General features: G+C 48.8%; 18 protein-coding genes. 1 reads left to right on the forward strand and 17 read right to left on the reverse strand.

Annotation, left to right across the window (positions count from 1 at the left end; translation table 11 throughout):
- Positions 1-24: 24 nt before the first annotated feature.
- From OM416_RS14270 to OM416_RS14340, 15 genes are all read right to left on the reverse strand, one after another.
- On the reverse strand, positions 25-2,379 hold the full coding sequence (locus OM416_RS14270) for an AraC family transcriptional regulator (protein ID WP_264930238.1): 2,355 nt from the start codon (positions 2,377-2,379) through the stop codon (positions 25-27).
- Between the two features lie 43 nt (positions 2,380-2,422).
- Positions 2,423-3,295, reverse strand: coding sequence for a carbohydrate ABC transporter permease (locus tag OM416_RS14275; protein ID WP_413775785.1), 873 nt, complete (start codon positions 3,293-3,295; stop codon positions 2,423-2,425).
- Positions 3,296-3,354: 59 nt separating this feature from the next.
- Positions 3,355-4,323, reverse strand: coding sequence for an ABC transporter permease (locus OM416_RS14280; RefSeq protein WP_264930240.1), 969 nt, complete (start codon positions 4,321-4,323; stop codon positions 3,355-3,357).
- A gap of 23 nt (positions 4,324-4,346) precedes the next feature.
- Positions 4,347-5,924, reverse strand: a complete 1,578-nt coding sequence (locus OM416_RS14285; RefSeq protein WP_264930242.1) for an extracellular solute-binding protein — start codon at positions 5,922-5,924, stop codon at positions 4,347-4,349.
- Positions 5,925-6,129: 205 nt separating this feature from the next.
- The gene (locus OM416_RS14290; protein ID WP_264930244.1) at positions 6,130-6,666 is read right to left on the reverse strand and encodes a hypothetical protein; all 537 of its coding nucleotides are present in this window, start codon (positions 6,664-6,666) and stop codon (positions 6,130-6,132) included.
- Positions 6,667-6,889: 223 nt separating this feature from the next.
- Positions 6,890-7,852, reverse strand: coding sequence for a glycosyl hydrolase (locus tag OM416_RS14295; protein ID WP_319951908.1), 963 nt, complete (start codon positions 7,850-7,852; stop codon positions 6,890-6,892).
- 28 nt (positions 7,853-7,880) lie between these two features.
- Positions 7,881-8,891 carry a carbohydrate ABC transporter permease gene (locus tag OM416_RS14300; RefSeq protein WP_264930246.1) on the reverse strand — a complete coding sequence of 337 codons (1,011 nt, stop codon included), beginning with the start codon at positions 8,889-8,891 and terminating at the stop codon, positions 7,881-7,883.
- Between the two features lie 28 nt (positions 8,892-8,919).
- Positions 8,920-9,819: a carbohydrate ABC transporter permease gene (locus OM416_RS14305; RefSeq protein ID WP_264930249.1), complete on the reverse strand. Its 900-nt coding sequence runs from the start codon at positions 9,817-9,819 to the stop codon at positions 8,920-8,922.
- Entirely contained in the window at positions 9,816-12,401 is a 2,586-nt protein-coding gene (locus OM416_RS14310; RefSeq protein WP_264930251.1) for a DUF5696 domain-containing protein, read from the reverse strand. The genes OM416_RS14305 and OM416_RS14310 overlap by 4 nt, the downstream gene beginning before the upstream one ends.
- A 14-nt stretch (positions 12,402-12,415) precedes the next feature.
- Positions 12,416-13,036 carry a YIP1 family protein gene (locus tag OM416_RS14315; protein WP_264930253.1) on the reverse strand — a complete coding sequence of 207 codons (621 nt, stop codon included), beginning with the start codon at positions 13,034-13,036 and terminating at the stop codon, positions 12,416-12,418.
- Positions 13,017-14,483 carry an NHL repeat-containing protein gene (locus OM416_RS14320; protein WP_264930255.1) on the reverse strand — a complete coding sequence of 489 codons (1,467 nt, stop codon included), beginning with the start codon at positions 14,481-14,483 and terminating at the stop codon, positions 13,017-13,019. Before OM416_RS14320 ends, OM416_RS14315 begins: the two co-directional genes overlap by 20 nt.
- Before the next feature lie 11 nt (positions 14,484-14,494).
- A complete protein-coding gene (locus OM416_RS14325) occupies positions 14,495-15,358 on the reverse strand; it encodes a carbohydrate ABC transporter permease (protein WP_017689719.1) in 864 nt (287 codons plus the stop codon).
- 2 nt (positions 15,359-15,360) lie between these two features.
- The gene (locus tag OM416_RS14330; RefSeq protein ID WP_062833376.1) at positions 15,361-16,272 is read right to left on the reverse strand and encodes a carbohydrate ABC transporter permease; all 912 of its coding nucleotides are present in this window, start codon (positions 16,270-16,272) and stop codon (positions 15,361-15,363) included.
- Between the two features lie 75 nt (positions 16,273-16,347).
- The gene (locus OM416_RS14335; RefSeq protein ID WP_264930259.1) at positions 16,348-19,275 is read right to left on the reverse strand and encodes an extracellular solute-binding protein; all 2,928 of its coding nucleotides are present in this window, start codon (positions 19,273-19,275) and stop codon (positions 16,348-16,350) included.
- 124 nt (positions 19,276-19,399) lie between these two features.
- A complete protein-coding gene (locus OM416_RS14340) occupies positions 19,400-20,782 on the reverse strand; it encodes an ABC transporter substrate-binding protein (RefSeq protein ID WP_413775786.1) in 1,383 nt (460 codons plus the stop codon).
- Positions 20,783-21,300: 518 nt separating this feature from the next.
- Here OM416_RS14340 and OM416_RS14345 point away from each other — a divergent pair.
- Positions 21,301-22,338: a LacI family DNA-binding transcriptional regulator gene (locus OM416_RS14345; RefSeq protein ID WP_264930752.1), complete on the forward strand. Its 1,038-nt coding sequence runs from the start codon at positions 21,301-21,303 to the stop codon at positions 22,336-22,338.
- A 67-nt stretch (positions 22,339-22,405) separates the two neighbouring features.
- Here the strand turns inward: OM416_RS14345 and OM416_RS14350 are convergent, their stop codons facing one another.
- Positions 22,406-23,584, reverse strand: coding sequence for a DUF4272 domain-containing protein (locus OM416_RS14350; RefSeq protein ID WP_264930261.1), 1,179 nt, complete (start codon positions 23,582-23,584; stop codon positions 22,406-22,408).
- A 250-nt stretch (positions 23,585-23,834) separates the two neighbouring features.
- Complete coding sequence (locus OM416_RS14355) at positions 23,835-25,055, reverse strand: RtcB family protein (protein WP_264930263.1); 1,221 nt, start codon at positions 25,053-25,055, stop codon at positions 23,835-23,837.
- Between the last annotated feature and the right edge of the window lie 178 nt (positions 25,056-25,233).

The following is a 25,233-nucleotide window of genomic DNA, read 5'->3' on the forward strand; positions in this document are numbered from 1 at the left end:
TTGGGCTGAAAACTAAGGCGTGATTTAAACGGAGCGGTTACCCCGATTGTGCCCGGTATGCTTGTGAATGTCTTCCCGGTAACGACTTGGCGTCGTTCCCTCACTTTTTTTGAACAAACGATTGAAGTAACTGGGCTGATAGCCCACCTGCTCCGCAATTTCACTGATCTTGACATCTGTTGATTCAAGCAGCTCCTTGGCCCTGTGAAGTCTTACCTCCGTCAAGTAGTCCACAAAATTTTGCCCGAATGTCTGCTTGAACGCCCGACTTAACGTGTAGGAATGAATCCCATGAAGATCTGCCAATTCATCCAGCGATAATGCTTCTGCATACTGCTGCTGCGCATGCTCCTTCATCTGATGAACCGCCATCTGTATCTGCTTCTCTTCCTTGCCTGTGAATTCCTCTACACATACGTGCACAATCCGTTCCCTGAACCACTGGAACAATTCATCCAAATCATGCAGTTGCAGTACCTCTTCATACATCCCTACCCCAAACAGTTCGACCGGATCTTCCCCTAATTGCAAAAGGGTATGTTGTATGCGTGCCAGCAGTTGGAATAAAGCCTGACGAACATGCTTCTCCGGCACTTCAGATCCAGCATACGTGCCAATAAATATGCTGAACTGTTCCAGAGCAGAGTCCTGTTCACCACTACGTAATGCCGAGATGATGGCCTGCTCCAGCTCAAGCGGATATACTCCATGTTCATTCACATCCTGCGCTGCCTCCTCATTCATATCAATGATGGTCGCGTTGGAAGAGAATTGTCTTTTCCTCAACACAGCCCTCGATTCTCTGACCAGCTGTGGGATATGGGATGCATCTGATGTGAGTTTACTGATCGATACTGTCATACGGACGTTCCATTCCGAATGCACGGCTTCCAGCCAATGCTGGGCCATTCGAGATAATTCATCTCTGAATTCAGGCGTCTCTGGCTGGACCTCTGGAGGGATAGCGAGCAACAGTGCAATGGACATGTCATGGTAATTAATCGTTTCGGCACGGTAAGGAAGATCCTCCAACTGCCTGTTCAGCATGTCCGTTGCGGCAAAACTGATCCACTCCTGAGATTCGCTCCGATTTTGCTCCTTTGCCCCATATAGAAGAACTGCACTCGGACGAATGTGAGCAAACAGGATGATGAACCGCTCATCTCGAAGGACCCAGCCCAGCTGTGCCAGACGTTGCTTCCATTCATGGTCGGATGACAATAACAGATGACCCAGCGTGAGTTGAATCAGCAAGCTTTCCCGAGCGAGTGGAAGTTGCTCTTCCAACCGTTGCTGCAACGATTCTCTCTCCTGATTAACGCCAATCCAGCGCTGTTCAATATGCTTGATTTCATCCAGTTGTACAGACCCATTTGGGCGGACAGAAGCCACGGTAAATATTCGCAGTAATTTCGTAAACGGTTTATAGAGTTGCAGCGAACCGACCCACGACAGGATCAGAGCCAGCAAGAGTCCAGATCCGTTGACGAGAAGAATGATTCGGGGTACAGACACAATTGGAGCTACAATTTCATTGAGAGGCACCGCGGACACATAAGTCCAATCGGTACCCAGTCTGCGATAGGTGCCCGATTGAACCGAGTAGGTCAGGCCCTCATATTCCATCAGAAATGAAGACAGATTCCCTTCCTGGTTCAACAGATGTTCACGAACAGCATGCTGTAATCCACCAAGCGATTGGTCTTGTGGGAGCATGGGCTTGCCCTGCTCATCCAGCAGGAATGTCGTCCCGCCATTATACGGAGACAAGGTCTGTAACATGTTACCCAGTTGCTTGTTATCCAGCGTGATCGTTAGTGCCCCGAGTGCATCGTCGCTTCCACCCGGAAGTCGATTCACCATCATCATGGAGGTGCTATCCATGGAGCGGGACCAATATGTGGCCTGGGGCTGATGAGTTAGCAGTTCATACTTCTCGATCTCCCCAGTGTCTTTGATAAAATCATACCGTTCAGAATCCATCTTCACGGCCTGCGGTTCCCCCAGATACAACTGAACTTTGCCGATCAATGTATTGGAATTCTGAATCATCAGCAGCAATCGGTACAGTTCATGCACCTGTTTATACTTGAATACAAAATCGAGCTCTTTCAGACGATTATCGAAAACCGGATCGAAGGCCCACTGCGAGAAGGTCAATTCAAGCGCATCCAATTGATCGCCAACCCACACGGTACGCTGTTCAAACTGATGCAGATGGGTTTGCTGCAAAATCTTTTCCATTTTGACGGTGACCCAGCCATACAGCAGCACCCCTGTAATAACTCCCGGAATGCAAGCGATAAACAGAATCATCATCAGACTGCGCCTGAAATAACGCCCTTTGGGTAATGGGTCTGCTGTGCGCTTGAATATCATCTGTATGGACCTCCTTCCCGGGAATACCCGCCTGAATGCAGATTCATCCTTTGACCGAGCCGATCAGTGCTCCTTTGGCAAAATGCTTTTGAATAAATGGATACACCACCAGTACTGGCAATATGGCTACAATAATCGCGGCCATCTTCAACATTTCTGTCGGCGGTGTCTCCACCTGCTGTCCAGGCGCAACCAGATCGATATTGGATGCGTTCAGCAACATGTTTTGCAATAATACTTGGATGGGCCATTTGGCAGAATCATTCAGGTATAACAGTGCCGCGAAGAATTGATTCCAGTAGCCTACAGCGAAAAACAATCCAAAAGCAGCAAGCGCAGGCATCGATAAGGGCAACACAATCGTGTACCAGGTTCGGATGGCACTACAGCCATCCATGGATGCCGCTTCGCTGATCTCTGCGGGCAGGCTGTCGAAGAAATTTTTCATCAGCAACACTGTCCAGCCATTGGCGAGCGCAGGCAGAATTAATGCCCAGATATTATTGATCAGCCCGAGTTCCCGCACCAGCAGATAATTTGGAATGATGCCTGGGCTAAACAAGATGGTTAGTACAATCAGGAACATCAGTATTTTTCTGAAGTGGAATCGCTTCTGGGACAGCGCATATGCCAGAGAGGATGATACAGCCAGGCTGCACAACGTGCCGACGGTTGCCAGAAATGCACTGTTCCCCAGCGAGCGTGCAAAGGCAGGCGTGGATAACAAATACGTATAGGCTTCAACAGACCAGCGTTCCGGAAAGAGTACAATTTTCTTTTGCAAATACTCTCCGGGGTCCGTGAATGAAACGACGAAAACATAATATAGCGGGAAAAACATGACCACAGCCAGTAGTCCAAGCGTAACCACATTCAGGGACTGTCCAATCCGCTCACTCCATTTCATGCGATGCATTCAAAACCTCCTCTCCATTGATTAATGGCTGACCGGGTATGGATAGGTGCCGGATCGAACTAGTAGACGCCTTCCTGACCCATGCGCTTAACCACACGATTTGCGACAACGACCAGTACTAGACCAATTACGGATTTGAACAGTCCAACCGCTGTACTGTAGCTGAAATCGCCCTGCTCGATCCCTGTGCGGTATACATAGGTGTCGAACACTTCGGCCACTTCAGATACAGCGCCGTTGTACATAAGGAAGATTTGCTCAAACCCCACCTCCATGATGTCTCCGAGTCTTAAAATCAAGAGCACGATGATGACACTGCGGATGGCAGGCAACGTAATATGCCAGATCTGGCGCAATCGTCCCGCTCCATCCATGCGTGCTGCCTCATACAGCTGAGTATCCACACTCGCCATGGCGGCCAGGAACACAATCGTGCCCCAACCAGCTTCCTTCCACATCGCTTGCAAGGTGACCATAATCCAGAAGCTGTCCGGGTTCGTCAATATATCCACGCGGGGCCATCCCCATAAAGCGAATAACTCATTAATCAGTCCCGTTCCTTTGGCGAACAGCAGCAGCGTTAACCCTGCAATGATCACCCAGGAGAGGAAATGCGGCATGTAGATAATCGTTTGAATCAGTCTCTTATACGCCACACTTCGCAGTTCGTTGAGTCCCAGGGAAATCAGGATCGGAAAAGGAAAGAACAAAATCAGATTGAGCAGGCTGATTGCCAGCGTATTTCGGAACAACAACGCAAAATCCGGATTACCAAAGAGTGCTGTAAAGTGTTGCAAGCCCACCCACTCACTGCCCTGAATCCCCCGAAAGGGCGAGTAATCCTGAAATGCAATGATGATGCCCCACATCGGGATGTATTTGAAAACGAGGAAGAACAATACGCCCGGCAATGCGAGCAAATATAACGACTGGTCACGCCGAAATGCGGACAGCAGGTTTAACCCTTTCTTTTTGGATGAAGTCTGCTTCCCCTTAACCGTACTCATTCGTTGCTCATGGGTGCTCATGGTTTGCAGCTCCTTCCCTCAGATCACTGTCCATTTCTTTTCTTGTAAGCTTCGGTCATCTCATCACTCATCGCCTGGAAATTCGGATCATTCCGCAGGGTTTCCACAAAGGCATCCCAAGCTTCAATCGGCTCCCGGCCCAAAATAATTTTCGCTTTCAGATCCTGGATCTTCTTGTTGAGTTCAGGCAGCACTTTCTGCCCAGTCTCGGACTGAAGACCAGCGGCCAGATCCGCTACGCTCGTTTTGTCTCGCTCTGCCTCCACTTTTTTGAACAGTTCATTGGCCTGTGTCTCTTCATCCGTTTCACCCGTGGTATCCCAAGGCAGGTCGATGACGTTAACGATATGATTGAAATCTGACGCGTTATCCGCCGTCAATTTTTCACTACTTGTTACCTTTTTACCATCGACCACTTCATAATGCGTACCTTCAATCCCGAACTGCTGGATTCCAAATACTTCCGGATTCATCCAGGTATCAACGAGTTGGAGAATTCGTTTCATCTTCTCTTCCGGCACACTCGCTGGGATCGCCAGAATACCGTTGTATCCCGAACCCTTCGGATTATATCCATTCAGATTGGTCAAAGGATAGAAATCCGTATATTTGAAAGAGGGATCGACCTTCTTCAGGTCATCGGCATAGATTTTGCGCATTGTACCTGTCTTGTCCACGATAATGCCCGCCTGATTGCGCTTGAACAGTTCCCTGGCCTGCGTCAGCTTGAGCGAAAGCAGATCTTCCGGCATCATGCCGCTGCTATAGGCTTTGGTTAGATATTGAAGGGATTCTTTCACCTCAGGCAACAGCTCCCTGTAGACCAGCTTCCCCTGAGACTCATCCCATTTCCAACTGCTATTGGTTCCGATAAAAGAATTCTCAATGGCTCCGAGTACGGGGCCCAGATTACCTCCCCAACCGAGATCATCCGGACTGATATAAGCGGCAAGTGCCGTGGTATCTTTGGTTCCGTTACCATCGGGGTCCTGCTCCACAAAAGCCTCCATCACGTTGAACAACTCATCTGTGGTCTCTGGCACCTGCAAATTCAATCGGTCAAGCCAATCCTTGCGGATGATAAAAAAAGAATCTCCAGTGACCGGGCGAGGCCGCGGGATCCCATAATTGTTGCCATCTGCTGCCTTGGTTGTATCCCAAGCTATATCGGGAATGCCTCCGCTGAGGTTCGAATAATCCTTGATATAAGGGGTGATATCCCAAAAAGCACCCTGTTTAACCATCTTGGTGAAGGTACTTCCAAACGGATCATTAATCATGATGAGATCAGGTATATCCCCGGAAGCCAGGGTCAGATTGAGCTTGTCACCGTAGATATTGTTGGAGACCCACTGGATATTCATTTTGGAGTTAGTCGCTTCCTCAATGGCGCGTTTGATTACATTATCATCAGCAGCGGGGACGGCACTCGGCGTGATGGTCATAATGCTGACTTCCAACGGATCGTCGGCATTGCCGCTGTTGCCACTTACCTGTCCTTCTTCTTTATTTCCGCATGCACTAAGCACCACGGACATGACCATGACAATCAATATGATCCAGGCCAGATTACGGGTGTTGCGTTTCCCCACTTTTTGCATAGGCTTTCCCATCCTCCTTAGTCTCTTAAACCTATAGTCTTAATCGGATTAACGATTAAAAAAGGGGCTTTGACAGGCTCTTGAAGAAGATTCTTCCTGACCCGTCAAAGCTTTCACTCACTATAACGAACACCCGTATTTCCTGCAATTGCACTTTTTTGCACCGGTTATAAACAGGTGAAAATGTGCCCTAAACGCCTTCGCATCAACGATAAGGTCTGATAATGCGCTCATCCCACGCTTGTACTTCAATATATCGTTCCGGGCCTTGATCGCCTTGACGGTTCCATTCCTGAGGCCAACCATAGACCTGAATAATTTCCAGGATTTCATCCTTGGTGTAGATCTGCTTACGGTAAGGTTTATCATCCTTATATCGCATTGTTGGAAAGAGGTCTCCATACGTGAAGCTCACAACTTCAGCAGACAGATCTTCCCACGGAATGATTACTTGATCCGGTTCGGTATACCAAGATGACAGCCATTCACATGCACCGAGGGTCAGATAGTGGGGATATCGATTGGTGGGGGTTCCGCCCTTGGCCTTAAACTGCTCGTACGCTTTATGTTCAAGTGCTCTACGGATGGTCATGTAATCAGCTGATCGCTGACTGGCAAAATTCCGGCCTTGATGACGGATATGTTGGGTAACTGTTTCCGCTTCTTCATTAGACAGGCTGGAGAGATTGCGGAAAGGTCCAAGACTTTGTTCAAAATAATGATACGCCTTCAAGTCCGTCATAGGAATCTCACCACCTCCAACAAATCGTTCCGTATCCATATTCGTTAGTCATAGTGTACATCATGCCAACATTTATGGAAATAACTGTAGCAAATTAGTTCATTCATCGAGACCTGTATCCATTCGCAGGAGATCTTTTCATCTAAAAAGCGTCAGCATTGGCATAATTCTCTCATGCCTTGCTGACGCTTTTTGTAAGTTAAGTATCCTTTCAATGACAGCCTTACAACCAACTCCACTTCGGTAACTGATCGAGCGTAATAACCTCTTCACTGTTATACACTTTCTTCAAAAACGTTAGTTCATTATGACTCCCGTCTCTCAGGAATCCACCTGTCCAAGTACAGAACCAACTCCAGTGCACATCCTGTTCCTTCATTTGTTTAGGATCAGGGATGGAGCCGTTCTCAGCGAGTGCAATGATTTTGCTATCCTTCACAAGTTCTCGCAGGTTAGCGTAACGTGCTGCCAGCGGGCTATGGTCTCCTGCTTCCGGATACACATCCACACTGACAATATCCACGATATCATCACCCGGGTACCATTCCGGTTTTTCGGAGTTCCAGACCCAGATGAGATTGTGCAGCTGATGTTCTTGAACCAATCGATCATACAACAACCGGTATAATTGTATGGCAGGTTCGGGGCCTTTCGCTCCCCACCAGAACCACCCACCTTCTGCTTCATGAAGTGGTCGGAATAAAACAGGTACACCAGCATCCTTCAGCTCCTGTAGATGTGTAGCAATAACATCGATATCCCGGATCAATAACTGATATGCTTCCGATTCAGTATCAGTTAGCGCGGAGGCAAGATCATAGGTTGTCGCGTCCGTATAGAACCCCCGCCACCACTCTTTACCTGGTTCATCGATCAGATCCATCGGTGCATTCCAGTGCCAGCACAGCGTCACAATGCCACCTTGTCGGTGCCATGCAATCGCATCCCGGATCTCCTGGGAGACCGCGCCTCGCTCTGTTCTTGATGGCGAATATTCCATGAGATCAAAGCCAATCACAGCTGGTTTCCGACCTGTGTTTTCATTAATCCAGTTTAGATTGCTGTAATCCTGCTGGCCTGACAACATCCCTTTCCCATAACGCTCGACCAGGAACGCCAGCAGTTCTTTCGCTTCGGGTGTCGCTGCTTTATTCACCGGAACTCTGCTGATCTCACGCACTGTCATCTCTATACCTCCAATTGGATTTACCATGTTAACCCACTACACCAGAACGTTCAATGCTCTCGACGAAATACCTTTGCACAAACAGATACAAAATAATCAGCGGTGCAATCGCCAGCAAAATGCCTGTATCCACAATCATCGCCACATAGTTCGGATCGGCCTTGATGCCCGAGTTCGAGCCAAAGCCCATCAGCTGCGGAATCAACTGGTTCGCCTGTGCAGGCAAGGAAGCCACCTTCAGTGAGATCAGTGGACTTTCACTCATGAATAATGCCGAATAAAAGGTATCGTTATACTGCCATACAAACGAGAACAGAATGACCGTAATCAGCGGCGAGATTGCATTGGGTAACATGATACGGGCAAACGTTTTAAATCCACCTGCACCGTCAATCAGTGCGGCCTCCTCGATTTCCTTTGGCATGCCCTTGAAAAACTGACGGAAAATATAGATGAACAGCCCCGCCTTCAGTCCTCCCGCTGTAGCAGCCGTGATCACGGAAGGCCAATACGTATTCAGCAGATTGATGCCATTTTTTCCAGAGAACAACTGGATAATGCCCATAAAGTCAAAGCTGCGGAAATGCAGATACATTGGTACCATAAGCGTACTTGTCGGTACCAGAATCGTGAGAATTACCAGCACAAAGAGCACATTGCTACCCGGAAAAGAAAACCGGGCGAAGCCGTAGCCTGCAAGCGCACAGGACATGGCTGTCAAAAGCGTTGTAATGGTAACGAACAATAAGGTGTTCGCCAGCAGAGGCAGGTAATCCATCACTTGCGCCGCTAGCCGGATATTATCCAATGTAAAGTGCTGGGGAATCATATAGATCGTTGGATTGTAGATATCCTGCTTATCCTTGAACGTAACTGACAGTTTGAGAAATAACGGATACAAAATAATAAATGAAATACCGATGACCAGTGCATATCTGAATATGGAATAGAGAAGATCCGATGTCTTGTTTCGCACCCGATGCATGTGATATTTCTGCTTCGGAACTACCACCATGCGATCTGTCCCTGATGCAGCCATAATCTGAAGCCTCCCTTAATGTTAACCGTCAATTGTAGTGAACCCGCCGTGACAAGACCCAGCCCACTACGATCAATACAAGACCAATCACTAGCGTGTACAGCCAGGACATCGCCGAGCTTAAGCCAAAGTTCTGGGTTTTGAATGCGGTTTGGTAGATGGCCTGTGTGACTGGACTGCCGGCAAATGAGTCAATGATCGTATAGATGACATTCGTCAGAATCAACGGACTGACCATGGGAAATGTAATTTTCCAGAACGATTCATAGGCTGTCGCCCCTTCGATCTTCGCAACTTCATACATCGATCCCGGTACCGATTGCAGCGCGGCGAGGAAGATCAGAATCTGAACGCCTGAGCTACTAATAATTTCATAGATCCGCATGATGGCTTCAACGATGTAATCCACATAGGCCATCGGTAATCCCACATCCGCCAGCATCCGCACAATGGATACCACGTTGAACGAAGCACCGCCATCAACTGATGCATCCACCGCACTCGCATCCCCCATCAGATTGATTAATCCCGCAGACTCCGCTGCTGCGACTGCACTGGAAGCCAGAATAACAGGCAGGAAAAAGATCGCGCGTGCCATCGTTCTGCCTCTGAATTTCTGGTTGAGCAGTGTCGCCGTGAACAGACTGAAGAACAGAATCATCGGCACGTTCAGTACCATCGCTCCAACTGAATCTACCAGAATCCGGTTGAATGTAGCGTCAACCAGAAGCGCATCCTTGAAATTTTTAAATCCAACGAAGTCCAGAACGTACCCACCCGGAGCAACGGACAGATTACTCAGACTGAACCGAATCGATTGCAGAAGTGGTGTGGCAAAGAGGAAGATGAAACCGAGCAGCCACGGGGAGATAAACGCAAGTCCAAGCAGCGCTCTCCGTGACTTCAGCGATAATCGAATGGTTCTCATCGGTTCACTCCTCCCACCACATAGTCCGTTCCGCCAACCGTTGTTCCATCCACCGTTACTGCATCCGCATTGTAATTCACAAGGATGGATGTACCGCCAGTATAGGTGATCCGGACCACGCCATCCTGAATGCGTTCATGCTGGAGAATCTGCTCATTCTCCAGCTCTCCCAGCACTTCATTAGCCTGCTTATACAATGCAACGGCGTTATCCACCCAATATGCATACTCCGTTGCGTAAGCCGAATCATAATTCGTCAGCTTCAGCCTGGATGATGGTTCATAGGTCCATTGAAAATATGGAGCTGCCCCAAGCTCCAAACTGCGCAGCAACTGTTTCCGGAGATCCTGATCCCCCGACGTGTTCATCGGAGATGCCGCATAGTTCATGTACCCATGAATGACCATCGCATAAAAAGGGACTTCTTCATCGGTAATATTGAACCGACTTGACCCTGCGGGTACATTCACAACATGCTGTGCACTTCCCCAAGCGTAGCTATTTGCTGCGGATACCATCAGGTTTGGATAGGACTGTTCCAGCTTGCCCAGCTGCTCCTTCACAATGTTCTTCGCCGTCTCCCGATGAATCACCCGACTATCCCGGTAATCTGAAGTCAGGACCTGCCCAAGATCACGAAGAGATAATCCACCAATGCCCAGTTTATTGAATTGGTCAGCAAACTCACTCACCACATAAGGAAGCTTGGCCGCTGAGAGCAAATAATAGCTGTCCTTACTCTGATCCATGCGATTAAGTGCAGGATTGTATGGATACAGTTCCGCTGTCTCCTTCGTTACAAACCGAGCTGCATCCGAGGAAGGAGCAAAGCGCAAATCATCGTAATAAATATGTTGGAAAGCCACATCCGGGAACAGAGCTCCACCCGACTGCTCCAGGTTAGCGGACAACGCTTGTAGCTCGGAACGACTACCCACTTCACTGTCCAATTTCACCCGGGTTGGCGTATGATGGCTGATGCCACCACCGAACCATCCCTGATAACGCATTTGTACGCGGTTCACACCTTCCTGCTGCAACTTCGCCGCCATTTCGGTGGCTTGTTCGTACGTCGTCATCGCTAAGGTGGTCCGATAAGGCACACTCAGGAAAGAAGCCTTTTTGTCCACTGCACCAAGCACATCCACATAGAACGGCAACTCCGTCTGTTCTGCGAGCGGCTTCAGTACGTCCTGCTCTATCAACTGCTGCTGATACAGGCGGGCCATGCCCGAGTAACTGGCATCTTCTCCATGAAGGAAATGATAACGGACCTGAATATCTCCACGGAAAGGCTCTTCGCTAAGCAGCTGAATCTCCTGCATTTTCTGCGAGGTGTACATCTCCAGCTCATCCTCCCCCCGTAGAGAGAAGGTCGCATGCACATGGTTGTAACTGTTCTGTCTGCCTCCAATATCCGCGGAGATACTGGCAATGCCGTCCCCTTTTTCAATGACTGCAAACCAGGCATTCTCCCCGTTCTTCAGACCAAACACGGGCATATACGCGGATTCACTAACCTGAGGACGACTGAGCGAATTATCATTCGGGTCTGCGCCATAAACGCGCTGTACATATTGCTCTTCCTGGGTTTTGCCGTTGTTCAGATGGATCAGGCTGCCTGAACCGTCGGGCACGAGCATGTAACCCTCACCCTTCGTATCCGCAGCACCAAAATAAGCGAGCAAATCAATATTCCGAATGCGGTATTGCCCACTTTCTTCTATTTGGCTCAGAGGAACGGTCACAACGAGTGCCCCTTGATCCAACCGGTATTCGACAGAAATGACAAAGCTGGGCTTATCCGATACACCCCCACCTTCGACTCCATTCTCCTGATTGTCAAAAGCCAGATCGTCCGCCGTGTAACCCGCCGTCTCAAAGGCACCCAGCATCTTGTTCAGCACAAGTTGCTTCGAGATCTGTCCATCCAGCCGTTCCAGAATATCCGGATTGTTCTTGGTTGGATAATAACGAGCAGACGTATACCTTGCGACCGTAGCATCCAGCTTGGAAAGAACCTTCTCCTCCAGCCGCTGCTTGCTAATCAGTTTGGGCAGCGCATCAATGCCGAGTGACGTATCACCGAGCGTATAGTTCACCCGAATCCCCTTATCGATCTGCCCCACGGTGAATTGTTTGTTGCTAATACTGGAGCTGAAATTCGGAAAGTTCTCCAGTGTGCCCATCGCATCCCGGAAAGACACATTCAGTTGGGAGGACAGCACTTCTTTTTCATACGAGGAAGCAAGACCGTCCTCAGCCCGTTCTTTCGGGTTGCTATACCAGATCTCTCCGCTTTTCCCGTCACGTACTGCAATTTCCGTTGTTTCCTCGTTAAAGTACAGGGCCAATCCCTGATCTTCGTCGACCAGTTGCATCCCCGGCACACCCTGCGAAGAATCGGTCAGGAATTGCAACGGTTCCTCCATGACGGGCATAGCTTTGGTTGTTGTGTCCAGATAAGCCGCAGCTTCTACGGCTGGAACTCCCCTGTTGTTTATATACAGCAGCCCGGCTGCAATCATGATCACAGCTGTACCACCAGCCAGCACCGTATATAATCGTTGCCTTTTGTTCACGGATGCCGCCTCCTTTAGGTCCGAAAAATCAACTCGCGGTAAATGTTATAACCGAATTCGTACAGCTGTTGCAGCATGCTGAAGACCAGTGCGCCAAGGAATACGATAATGCCCATTACAATGAGCGTCAGCACCATCGTAATGATGGTTCTAATCACCGTGTACTGGTGCACCGTCATCATGCCAATGAACAGAAGCAGTACAAACCAGAAGAACGCAATGCTATTAAACAGATAATAAAAAGCAGTCTCCTCCTGCACCATGAACCGGCTGATCACGATCATCGGGGCATAGATCAGAATAATCGGAATGAGGGAGTAACCTGTCGCCAGAACGATTTCCCTGAACTTGCCTTCCCCTTCCATCAAGGTCGTAACTGCCCAGTTGGCCGTGCACCATAGAAAGAACGGCACCGCCACCGTGGCAATCTCGATGATGCTGTTAATCGTACGAGGATCGATGTAATTGACGAGAAATCCGGCATACTGCTTTTGCAAAATCATCATGACAACGGTAAGCGCCAGTGCTGCAAAAGCAACAAGCAGCCGTCCCCGGTTATCCGACTTGAGGTCCCAGAATGCATCAATGGGATGAAAAATGAGATGCAGCGGAAACTTAATGAAATCCTGCTTCACGATCAACCTGCCTCCTCCGTCTCCATTTAACCGCCACCCGGGTCAGGATCAGAATGACAATCAGCGCGATTGCAGCGGTCAGGAATGTACCGAAATGTTCCTTCATCATCTCCCGCCGATGCCTTTTGAATGCGACAGAATAACTCTTGCGGTCCATTCCAAGTTCGAAGTAACCCAGCGCTTCCTCGTTTTTCTTCTCCATTAATAAAGACTTGCCGATACCGATATAAGCGATGTCATAGTTAGCATTCAGCTTAAGCACTTCTCTCCATATATTCACGGCCTCTGTGTCCTCGCCCCGATAGTGGAGTGCCACCGCTTCATTCACACGGGCACCAAAACGGGTCGGCTCATAGACGACAAGGTTGTTTTTGCCCCGATCCAGAACCAAGTGGTGCTCACCCGATTGTTCAATCGCGACAGGTGTTTTGAGTGTGCCCACCTGATTTCCTTTGCCACCGTATATGTAGAGCAGATGACCTTCATCGTCGTACGTGAACACCCGGTTCTGTGTCGCATCCAGTACACTGTACATGCCATTGCCCAGTACTTTCACATCAATCAGTTTGGATGGACCGGGATTGTTACGGAACCGGATATCGCCTTTGACGTCAACATAACCAAACCGCTTCAGTACGTCTTCGCCAGACGGGTTAAGCCGCTTGATCGGTTCATTCGAGCCAGGATCAATATTCGTCGCATACACGAATCCTTTGTGGTCGATATCCGCATTGGAGAACTCCGTTGGAACAAAGAGGACCATCTGCGCTCGCTGGGCTTTGGTCGATAACATGCGCCAGATATATTCGCCGTAGTCCCGCTCCACTTTGTTCGTACCGACGTATCCGATAAATTTCCCACTCTCGTCAAACTGCATAATCCCCTCGTAGACCCCCTGTGCCACAACGTACACTCGGCCCACATGGTCCACCGTCAGCTTCAAGGGCTGGAACTGGAATTGGGTCGATAGGATATCTGACTCGGGCTTCGTGATGGTATGCATCAGCGTCCCCTCTCCATCCAGAACAACCACACGGCTGTTTCCCGTATCGGCGACATACATGCGTTCTTCTTCATCTACAAACAATCCACCTGGAAGGTTAAAGGTCTCCTTGCTACCATCCATCATGAATCCATCGATGACGCGCAGCAGCTTAAAGCCTGGGTCCAAGACGACAATTCGGCTGTTGCCGCTATCCAAAATATAGATCAATCCAGAGGAAGAAACGTTCACATCACCAGGGTCTTTGAATTCACTAATGCCGAGGTCACGGCCTGATATGGTACGCTCGGGCAGATAGGCATCCGGTGAAGGAACCGCCTCTTTCCAGTAGTTGTAGTTATAACTCTCATACGGCGCCGGGGAGGCCGCCGCAGGCACGGCATTCACCAGCAGCAGAGATACTGCCGCCAGGAGAACAAGCCATCTTTTCACTGTGCGTGCCATATCGTTCCCCCTTAATCCTTCATGCCCGAACTCGCCATCGTCTCAATGATTCGGCTCTGAGAGAAAATAAATAGCGTGATCGGCACACTCATCAAAATCAGTGCTACCGCAGCACCCGCTCCTGCCCGGGATATTCCGCCCTGAATAATCTGCCCTGCTGCATAATGCAGGGTCTTGAGCTGCTCGCTGTAGATGTATCCATTGCCATCACTGCCCCATAACATCTGGAACAACAGAATGATCAATGTAAGCCAGGCTGGCTTCACATTGGGCATGACGATGGACCAGAAGATCCGGTATTCACTGGCACCATCAATCTTGGCCGCTTCCAGCAGCGCATCCGGGATCTGCTCCATGAACTGTTTCATCAGATATAACCCGAGTGAATACGCAAATGCCGGAATGATAACAGCCCAGTACGTGTCGATCCATCCGAGCCATGACATGATCATATAGTTCGGAATTGCCGTCACTGCAGGTGTGAACATCAGTGACAGTACGACCACTTGGAACATGAATACTTTGCCCGGAAACTTGTGTTTGGCAAGCGGGTAGGCCGCTGCGGAAGCCAGAAGCACATGGCCTACAATTCCGATACCTGTAATAAATACCGTGTTGAATATATAACGTGAGAACGGCACCCACGAGTCACTCAGCAGATTCAGCAGATCTGTAAAGTTGCTGAACGTGGGATTTTTGACAAACAGCGTTGGTGGAAAGGTGAAAATCTCATCCAATGGTTTGAATGCATTGTTGATCGCATAGATCAGCGGCAGCACCATGAAGGCACCAAATACGAGCAGAAGGGCAAACAGGGAGAGGCTTCCCGATAGTGAGCGATTCACCCGCTTTTTGCCTGTCGCAATTGCAGCCATAGCTATTCTCCCACCCTTCGAAGCAGTTTCTGTACCAGCAAGTTAGTGCCCACCATAATCATGAACAGCACGGTGGCAATCGCCGATGCGTAGCCCATCTCAAACCGTGTTGTACCGAAGTCGATCAAATGGGTGACCACCGTCTCTGCCGCATAGTTCACGCTCGGGAACCCGGCTAGTGCGATCGACACATCGGCCACGGCAAACGAGGTTGTGAGCTGAATGACTGCGCCGAACATGAGCTGTGGACGCATCGAAGGCAAGGTAATATACCATAGCTCTTGCCAGCGATTCTTGATCCCATCCACTGCTCCTGCTTCGTACAACGTCCGGTCCACCGTCTGCAAACCAGCGATAAACGCCAGAAATCCGGTTCCGAGACTCAGCCACAGCTGCACGAGAATGAGGATCGGCATAATGTAAGCTTCTGTCTTCAGCCATTGGATCGGCTCCAGCAGAAAACCCCATTTGATCAACAACCCATTGGCAATACCATAACGATCTCCCGAGAAGATCATTAGCCAGATAAAATACACATTGCCCGAGATGGAGGGCGCGTAGAAGATCAGCGTCATGAACGCTCTCCATTTCGGCGTTAACTCATTAATGATCCATGCGAAGACGAAACAGGCGATATAACTGATTGGTCCGGTAATAATGGCGAACAGCAACGTATTCTTGATCGCGATCAGGAATACATCATCCTCCAGAAACAGACGAGTATAGTTCTGCCAGCCAATAAAACGCGGAAATTCCAGCATGTTAAAGTAGGTGAAGCTGAGAATGATCGAGATGACAACCGGAATCACGGTAAACATGATGAACAGGAGCATATAAGGTGCAAGCAGGACATAGGAATGTTTGCTGGCCTTCATTTCCTGGAGCTTCCAGCTCCACCACGATTTCATGCCCATCCTTGACGCTTTCTCAGGAGGACTGTTTTGTCCGTCTCGGAGTGATATTTGTGGCACGATTAACCCTCCCTCTGCTTACGGAAGACCAAATTCATTACGCTTGACTCGAATCTCGTCCTGAATATATTGGGTATAATCCATGATGGATTCCCTGGCTTCCACTTGGCCAACAACGGTTTTGTAAAATGCATTGAATAGATGGCGACCTGTAAAATAACCACCGGGTACTTCAGGAATACCCTTTACCGTTTCGAATTGCGCTTTGAGATTGGCGTAATCCTCCGCAGGCCACGGCAAGGAATCCAGTGCCTCGATGTTGGCCGTTGGATAACGGGCAGCCGCACCCATCAGCCCTTCCATCTCCCGTCCGAATTCCGCCTGAACTGGCGTACTGGTCCACCACTTCATGAACTCCCATGCCGCGTCCTGATCCTTGGCACTCTCCAGCATCATGACCGCACTTCCTCCACCCGGTACATCCCGATTCAAGGTTCCATCCGCCTGAACGGTTCCCGGGACAGGAACGAATCCCCATAGTCCCCGAATCTCCGGTGCAAATACGGACAACTGGTTGTACATGGTGTAATCCGTTAGTCCAATAGGCATCTGTCCTGTCCGGAAACGGTTGGCAAAATCATATTCCCGCTCCAGCTTGTAATCGGTATAGAACTCCGTCCACTGCTTGAACGTCTCGATCCCGATCCGGGAATCCAGATCCGATTCCTTGTCATCGTTCCGATAGAAGGCGCCTCCGTTCTGAAGCAGCATCGTGGCATACTGTGAGTTCGGCGGAATATTAACTCCCTGCATATTGGCCTGGGTCACAATCGGCATACCGAATTCCATATAATTCTTGCTCAGAATCGCGAGCAGAGCTTCAACATCTTCCCAGTTCTGAGGCACTTCAAGCCCCAGTTCTTCAAGCACGTCTTTACGATAAAACAGCATATTAAAGGTTTGTGTTTCCGGCAGAGCATATACGCCAGAATCATAGGCATACGGCACGATAGCGCTTTCCCTGAACTCCTGTTCCACGGTGCTATAATCACTGAATCGCGTCAGATCTACAGCCGAGTTCCGCATCGCAAAGTTCACCGGCAGATCATTGCCGATCTGCATCGCTACATCCGGTCCTTCACCGGACAAAGTCGCTGGCAGCAAGGTTCCCATATTCACCAGCTTCAGATTGACATGGATGCCACTGTCTGGTGTGAAGGTCTTGTCAATCATCGCCTTCATCGTATTCGCCTGGTCACGTCCGCTACCAATCCAGACGGTTACCGTCCGCTGATCTTCCGATGTCGCTACATTGCCGAGCTGGTTATAATCAATGAAGAACGAATGATAGAATATCTTCGCTTCATGACCGAGCTTGGCAAGTGGCCCCATGCCTGTTCCAGGAATATCGTGATCGACCGAAGTGACATATAATGCATCGATTTCAAGGGGCTGCTCTCGTGCCTGCTGCACCCATGTACCGAGACCGCCTGTATTGGTTTTATAAGCCGCAAGCCGTCTTGGAATGGTATCCGGCTTGTCAATCATCTCGTCCAGTTGCAGCGCCATCGTCTTAATCAGCGCTTCCTGATCGCTGGACTGTCCCGACAGGAGACGAAGCTGTGCAGCCACGTCCTTGAGGCGTTTACTTTCTCCGCTGAATACTTCCAGCAGGTTCGGAATCTGCTTCTCCACCCGGTAATCCCGGAATTCATCAGGCTTGGTACCTGTAATCATCAGAATGCGTCGGTACATGGAGTTCAAGTTGTACAGACTGTCCTCCACATTGCGGATAAGGGGTGCAAAGTCACCGAGGCTGTTCTCCAGCCGTAGCACATGTTTTCCTTTGTCCAATTGAAACTTGTATGCTTCCTTGCCACCCATGACATCAATACGATAGTCACTTTGATAACGGAAAGGTGCTTTGGCCATCTCTGCAAACGGAACTTCACCATCGATGGTCAGTTTGCGTGTAGAATAGATGCCTTTGACGAAATTCTGCTGTGCGGTAAAACCAATATGATAAAGTCCGCTCTCCGGCACATCCACTTCCCATTCGATCCATTGCCCTGGCAGACGCCAGTTAAAGCCGCCAATCGTATTAATGCGTACCTGGGAAGCGCTATAAGGAGATACAGCAGAACTTGACCTTTCGCTCGTCGGGTATAACGTAGGTGAAGATTTGGCAATAGCGGCTTCTCCTTCAATGCGAATAAGTATATCCTTCGGTTGCCCGGAGGAATCAGAATGTTGTGCCCCTGCAGTCTCCGCATAAGGGACCGCTGTCTTCTCATTGAAAAGGCGAATGGATCGAATGACCATGGGTTCACGCGATGATTTTAGCGTTAGCGTGTGTTCCCCTTTTCCCAAATAAAACTTGAATGGAGCCTGTTCGTACCCGTCTGAGTCCTGAAACGTTTCTTCCATCCAGCGAGGTTGCTCCATTTGTCTCGGGCGGAGGTCATTGCCTTGGTTATCCTGTTCAACGACATCTTTCTCATTCGCCCATACCCGATCAAACTGCAAATAGGCGGCTTCCGCAAATGGAAGTTCACCGTCAATGTACAATGCACGCTCAATGGCCGAACTCTTGCCTTCAACGGGAAAATAGATTGCGGACAGGTTATACAACCCAGTCTCCGGCACGTTAATGGTCCAATCGACTTGTCCGGTCTCTCCGGTATAGAGAGATACACCATCCATTCCCTCATAATGAGTCAGTTTGCGGACGTCTTCACCTTCGGCTCTTATGTAATCTCCTGCTTCAATGGTGATGTCCACACTCGGCTGCGAAGCCTGGCCCGTTACAGACCGATACTGTTCGTATCCCTTCTTCTGCCGGGTCTGCTGCAAGATCGCATCCACTTCAATGGCAGGCAGACTGCCAGGTGGAATGTCTGCACTCTTCACATCAGCGCCGGAAGTTACATATAGAATGATGCAGGCTGCCGCCACGATGATTACTGTGGACAATATCCATGTCTTGCGTTGTAGAATTCCAGCCATCCTACGAGTCCTCCTCATCAAGGCTGATGCCAGCAATACCGATTTGGTGGTTCAGGAAAATGGGGCTCCGTGCAACATTGCCGACACGAGCCCCCTGCCTGAATCGTTTGCTGGTGATAAGTTCTTATTGTTTGCCGAGTTTATCAATGGCCGCTTGTGCCTGTGCTTTGTATTTCTCGGCTGTTGCTGTCACGGAAGCATTGTTTTTGATGATATCGTTCACATAATCCCCGAATGGGTATCCCGTGTAGGCATCATCCAGCAAGATGCGGCCCGTTCCGGCGATGTGCTCGCGAATGATGGCGATATCCTTCTCGTCGGTATAGCGGCTCTCCAGATAATCCTGACCTGGATACTCTTCAATCTGCGGAATGTCGAAGGTCTCTTCATAGATTTGGTAGACGATCTTTGGATCCTCCACACCTTTCGGAATGAACTTCGCCGATGCCGCGTTGTTTGCATACGTTACCTCTTTGCTACCCTGTGGACCGTTCGGGATCGGTACAACACCGACTGCAAAGGTGAGATCGCCCAACTGCCATTCGGCGGCGGTAAACAGAGCTACGTCTCCATCCTTGAACGTATTGCTTTCCTCCCAGTTGGTTTTGTCGCCGGTTTTGACCTTCACGACATTTTCCACGTTATACAGGCGTTTGACGAATTCCGCAGCTTCAATCGTTTTCGGATCAGACAATCCTTCTTTGCTATTGGCATCATCTACAATCGTGCCACCATTGGCTGCGGTAAAATGACGAACGACATCAAGGGCCCAGCCAGAAAATCCGTATACATCTGTTTTGCCATCATTATTCGTATCTTTGGTTGCCTGTTTGGCGAGTTCCATGAATTTATCCCAATCCCATTCGCCTTGGTTATACAGCTCTTGCGGATCAGGTAACGACAGTTTTTTGAATAAGTCACGATTATAGTGAAGTCCCAGACCGATGCTGGTTGGCGATTCGAAGGCGTATTCGTTGCCTGCAATGGCAGGAAATTTAGTAATCAGGTTAGCCTCTTGGTTGATGTTGTTCTCAGGTGTAGTGAATTCGGAGATGGGCAACAGTTGCCCTTTGAGGATAGCGGGTAGTGCGGATTTGTATTCCATCTGAACGATGTCAGCGAAGGGTTCGCCGGCCAGCGCAGACGTGGTGAATTTATTCATGTATTCTTCGAAAGGTACGTTGACGAACTCCAATTTTACGTTGTATTTCTTCTCTACCTCTAGAATTTTATCGAGTCTGGCCTTATCCGAGGCCGTCTCTCCTGCCGGTTTCAGATCCCACCAAGCCGCAACCTTGATGACACGTCCACCCAGATCAGGCACATTCGCCACAACTTCTTCTGCTACGTCCTCTTTTTCTGTTTCAGCGACTTCGGTGCTGTTGCCTGAGTTCGTTGTTCCCTCTGCGTCAGTCCCCGTCGGCGCTGTCCCCCCACCACTGCAAGCGGATACAAAAAGCATCACTGCCAATAACATCAGAGGTAGAACATTCCATCTTCTCATCATGATTTTAACAACCTCCCCGAATGTGTATACCAATCTCTACATCGTTAACCCCACTCATCAACCAATCGAAAATGAACAACCACCACCATTTGTTATTTTCTCGTTTGTTTTTGACAAACAAAATTTAACACAGCAAAATGTAAGCGTCAACATTTTTGTTGTTAACATTTTCTATTTATTCTGATAAAATGCTGATTAGGCTCTAATTTTCCTGTAATACAGCTTATTCACTAGTGCGTTTACTAAGTACATGCTTACTGAAAACTTCAATAAATTTTATTATTTTGTTATTTTATAAAAATAACAAAATAATAATTCCGAAGACAAAATTCGTCATTCTATCTGAAAATGTGCTTACCTTCACGTTCATTGTCTATCGTAAAATACTGTGCACCACTAACATTTTGAATTCTCTGTCCGTTATTAGATTAAGAGAAATACATCATGCTATACTAGAATCAGTTGGATATCGCTCCAAATAAGGAATACGGCAGAACTACGAATGTAAGGATGGTATGATGAAGACGAAGGTAACAATTCAGGAAATTGCACATTTTACGGGTTTGTCGAAATTTGCGGTATCACGGGCTTTGTCTGGAAAATCGGGCGTTAGCGATCAGACGAGGGATGTCATTCTCAAGGCCGCTGGCAAACTTGGATATTTCAAAGATAACAGCATGTTGTCTGGTGAACTGTATAACAGCAATGAATCTCAGGACCCGAAGAACACCCGTTCAAGCGGTACGATCTTGATTTTATTTCCCAATGTCCGGTATCAAAATCAAGAATCCGTATACTGGGGGCCCGTATTTAACGGGATCTCGTCCAAGCTGAACCAGAAAGGCATTAATATCCTTACCTTAACGGAACCATCAGCAGACCAGTTGTTCACCTTGTTAAATCCGGATGCCATTCGGGGAATCATTACCGTTGGCTCCATCTCAACGCCGATTCTGCTTGAAATCAAACGGCTCGGCATACCGGTCGTGATGGTCGATCATCTGGACCCTGTTTTCCACAGCGACAGCATATTTACCGATAACTTTGCGTCCATGCGCGAGATCATGCTCTATTTGCTCCGCAAGGGGTTCAAAACCTTCCAATTCGTTGGAAACACCAGTGATGCTCACAGCTTCTACGAACGTTGGATTGCCTATACTTCTGTGCTCATGGGTCACGGGATGGAAATCCATCAGATTCCCGAGCTGAGCAATCAGGCATTAGAGGAATTCCGCCAAACCTTCACTTCGGTGATGAACAAGGATAATCTGCCTGAAGTTTTTGTATGTGCGAATGATTTCTATGCACTCTACACGATCGAGGCCCTAGAAAGTATGGGCATTCGTGTACCCGATCAGTGTGTTGTCACCGGATTTGATAATGTCTACGACAACATTCCCGTGCTGGCCACAGTTAATGTGAACAAGGAATTGCTCGGTGCGCGTGCAGTAGATCAGATGTTATGGCGCATTGCGAATCCAGAAAGTAACGTCGAGAAAAAGCTGATTCTTGCTGACGTCATTATTCGCGAACAGTTCGGCAGGCATAGCGGGTAAAAGCACACCAAATACCCCTTTAACCGTATTCGTGCGGCTACAGGGGTATTTGCATTGTTATACCGTTCTACGTATCCGTACGCACATCATCCCAGTCCCGATCCAGGTAACAGATCAGCCAGTTCAATGCACGGTGACGCTCATAAGCCACTCCGCCATTCAGACCAGCGGGAGGTGTTTTGTCAATTACCCGACTATCTACGCACAGCCAGTTGTAACGGTAGATCAGATCTGCTTCATCCAAAATCTCACTCTTGCTACGCAGAGATGCATCCGAGAGAAAGTCGGTAAAGCTATCCTTCTGCTGCAAATAACCGACATCCTTCCCTACGTTACACAACTCCGTTGGTGCACCCAGTTCCTTCACATAACCAAGCGCCCACAACATCACGTGGTAGGCTTCATATCCCCAAGAGAAGGAGATGATCTCCTGCTGCTCTGCTCCGTGCTGATCGATAAATGCCTTCTCTACGGGAGAAAAGAAAGATGTCGCCTCATACTTGTCGATCACTTCCTGAACCAACGCTGCTGTATCTTCCGCACTTTCACCAGCTCCCAGACACTCTCCCTTAAGCGCAGCAAGACACAAAGCAACAGCACGTCGAGCGACTTCCACTTCACTTCGAATCGTCGTGTGCTCGTCTCCGGCTCTTGCGGGCAAGTTCGCATTATACGGAACTCCTTGCTCAATCAACAGTTGCTCTGACCTCGCTTTACGTTGAATCGCAGACTCCGACTGAGGTCTGCTACCGTCAAGGAAACTAGTGTGCGCTGTTACCGTGTAATCTTCCACTTCGGATTCTCCATTCACATCCAGCAATAGCTGGCCTTGTGCATTCAGCAGAGATCCCCTTCCCCAGAAAATGACGGCATCCAGCGCATCAGCCAAACGCAATAACTCGCCATAGAATTCTTCCGAGATATCCTCTTCCGTCTCAATACCAACCACCATGTTAAGTGTGGAACATTTGATCAGTACCTTTTCCTGGAGCGAAGCATTACGCCCCTCAATCTGACTCAAAAATCCAAGCATCCCCTGAATCATTGTCGTAAATTCCTCAGGATGTGTCTGGCTCGTCATAATATTGAAGCCTTTTGTTTTCTTACTGAACCATTTCTTCTGAGTCACTTGAATGTGGGTCTTGTCCTCCTGCCGCTCAATGGCATCCTCTGGATAAATGGATTGAACCACTTCAAACAGCTGATCCAGGTCAAACTGAGAGCTATATATCGCACAATTTCTCATGAAGTTCACCCTCTCTCTATATATAGTTCAACTAATGAATAATTACACTGGCACTCCGATGGCAGAATAACTTTCCGATCGCTGTTATCCCCAGATTTTTTTATTCCTTTTTTTGAAAGGGGAAATCCGGTGATAGCGTATGCTTCCGATGTAGCTTTCTTTTAGAAAGCTTTTAGGCGAACGCTCCACTTCTTCAAGTCATTTCTGCCCTCTCCGTTATCGTGTAAATGTTCAAGTTGAACATATATGACTAATCCTTATAAGGATCGAATTCATTGCCTCCGGCCATGGCGACACCAACGGGACGCAGCATATGGTTGATTTTCAGCGTATTCGCATGTGCGTTCAGTACGTCTTGCAATTTCTTGTACACAAACGGACTTTCGTCCGTGCCCGCTCCCCGCAGCTCCACGCCATAGGCGCGAATCGCCTCATGCATCTGTGCTTCGCTAATCTCACCGCCCATGCGTGTGCGAAGCTTGTAATTCATTTTTCCAGCCGCCTGGGTTCGGCTCATCGTACGCCCTGCCCCATGTACGGTGCTGCGGAATGATTCGGTATTCTCCTCGCTGTGGATGCCCTCCACAATTACGGAGATATCGCCCATACTACCTCCGACAAAACCGAGTTGCCCGGGTGCCAGTGGCGTTGCACCTTTGCGGACTACGACCACCTCTTCACCCATGTGTTGTTCTTTCCAGGCAAAGTTGTGATGGTTATGTACGGCGTATTCAGCACTTGCCCCGAGAATTCCGAGCACCTGTTCAATGACATAATCACGTCCTGCATAGGCATAGCGGCCCGCCAAAGTCATTGCGTCCCAATACATATCACCCATTTCACTATTCAGGTCAAACAATGTAGGCGGCTGATCCATCGACTCACCGGGAGCTTTGCCACTAAACTCACGCCCTGCAGCAAGATTAAGGAATCCACTCGCCACTTTGTGACCGAATCCGCGACTGCCAAAATGATTCGCGATCCATACCTTGCCCGTCGTCTCTTCTACAAAAATATCTACGAAATGATTTCCACTGCCTACGGTTCCAAGTTGGTTGCGTGCCAGAGTCTTCAGCTTATGCTGTAATCCCGGCTCTATGGTATCAAACAGCTTCCAGCTCGCATCGTCGAACAATTCATGATCTACGGGTGTTGGATTGTTGCGGCCCACGCCGAAAGATATAGTCGAATTGATGTCATCCATGATCGTTGCAATCTGATCCCGAATATCGTCCCACATCAGATTCGTGCGCACAGCCTTGTTGCCACAGGCAATATCATATCCGACACCTGACGGACTGAGCATATTCCGATAAGCGACAACACCACCGATGGGTTGCGAGTAACCTTTGTGATGGTCGGCCATCAGAGCCACACCCAATACATCTCCATATTGCGAGCAAGTCACCGCCTGACTTACGGCGTTCTCCAGCGGCTCCCCCCAGACTTTAATGTTATCTACGATACGCATGATTGTGTTAACCTCCTATGTATTTTTTTGAAAATTCATCTTAGATTTTGATCTGTTGCTTTCATTAGTTTAACAAAGATCCGCGATGCTCGAAACGTTCTCTTCCTTTTAGATCACCAATTATCTATGCATAAAAAAAGAGAGCTCGGCTCCCTTTTCTCACGGTTGGTTGGTTCCT

Origin of the sequence: Paenibacillus sp. LS1, assembly GCF_026013365.1 — a bacterium.
Taxonomy (GTDB): Bacteria; Bacillota; Bacilli; order Paenibacillales; family Paenibacillaceae; genus Paenibacillus.

Excerpts from the sequence above, each read along its gene's own strand:
- OM416_RS14270 (WP_264930238.1), bottom strand. The coding sequence starts at position 2,379 with ATGATATTCAAGCGCACAGCAGACCCATTACCCAAAGGGCGTTATTTC.
- OM416_RS14275 (WP_413775785.1), bottom strand. The coding sequence starts at position 3,295 with ATGCATCGCATGAAATGGAGTGAGCGGATTGGACAGTCCCTGAATGTG.
- OM416_RS14280 (WP_264930240.1), bottom strand. The coding sequence starts at position 4,323 with ATGAGCACCCATGAGCAACGAATGAGTACGGTTAAGGGGAAGCAGACT.
- OM416_RS14285 (WP_264930242.1), bottom strand. The coding sequence starts at position 5,924 with ATGCAAAAAGTGGGGAAACGCAACACCCGTAATCTGGCCTGGATCATA.
- OM416_RS14290 (WP_264930244.1), bottom strand. The coding sequence starts at position 6,666 with ATGACGGACTTGAAGGCGTATCATTATTTTGAACAAAGTCTTGGACCT.
- OM416_RS14295 (WP_319951908.1), bottom strand. The coding sequence starts at position 7,852 with ATGACAGTGCGTGAGATCAGCAGAGTTCCGGTGAATAAAGCAGCGACA.
- OM416_RS14300 (WP_264930246.1), bottom strand. The coding sequence starts at position 8,891 with ATGGCTGCATCAGGGACAGATCGCATGGTGGTAGTTCCGAAGCAGAAA.
- OM416_RS14305 (WP_264930249.1), bottom strand. The coding sequence starts at position 9,819 with ATGAGAACCATTCGATTATCGCTGAAGTCACGGAGAGCGCTGCTTGGA.
- OM416_RS14320 (WP_264930255.1), bottom strand. The coding sequence starts at position 14,483 with ATGGCACGCACAGTGAAAAGATGGCTTGTTCTCCTGGCGGCAGTATCT.
- OM416_RS14325 (WP_017689719.1), bottom strand. The coding sequence starts at position 15,358 with ATGGCTGCAATTGCGACAGGCAAAAAGCGGGTGAATCGCTCACTATCG.
- OM416_RS14330 (WP_062833376.1), bottom strand. The coding sequence starts at position 16,272 with ATGGGCATGAAATCGTGGTGGAGCTGGAAGCTCCAGGAAATGAAGGCC.
- OM416_RS14335 (WP_264930259.1), bottom strand. The coding sequence starts at position 19,275 with ATGGCTGGAATTCTACAACGCAAGACATGGATATTGTCCACAGTAATC.
- OM416_RS14340 (WP_413775786.1), bottom strand. The coding sequence starts at position 20,782 with ATGATGAGAAGATGGAATGTTCTACCTCTGATGTTATTGGCAGTGATG.
- OM416_RS14345 (WP_264930752.1), top strand. The coding sequence starts at position 21,301 with ATGAAGACGAAGGTAACAATTCAGGAAATTGCACATTTTACGGGTTTG.
- OM416_RS14350 (WP_264930261.1), bottom strand. The coding sequence starts at position 23,584 with ATGAGAAATTGTGCGATATATAGCTCTCAGTTTGACCTGGATCAGCTG.
- OM416_RS14355 (WP_264930263.1), bottom strand. The coding sequence starts at position 25,055 with ATGCGTATCGTAGATAACATTAAAGTCTGGGGGGAGCCGCTGGAGAAC.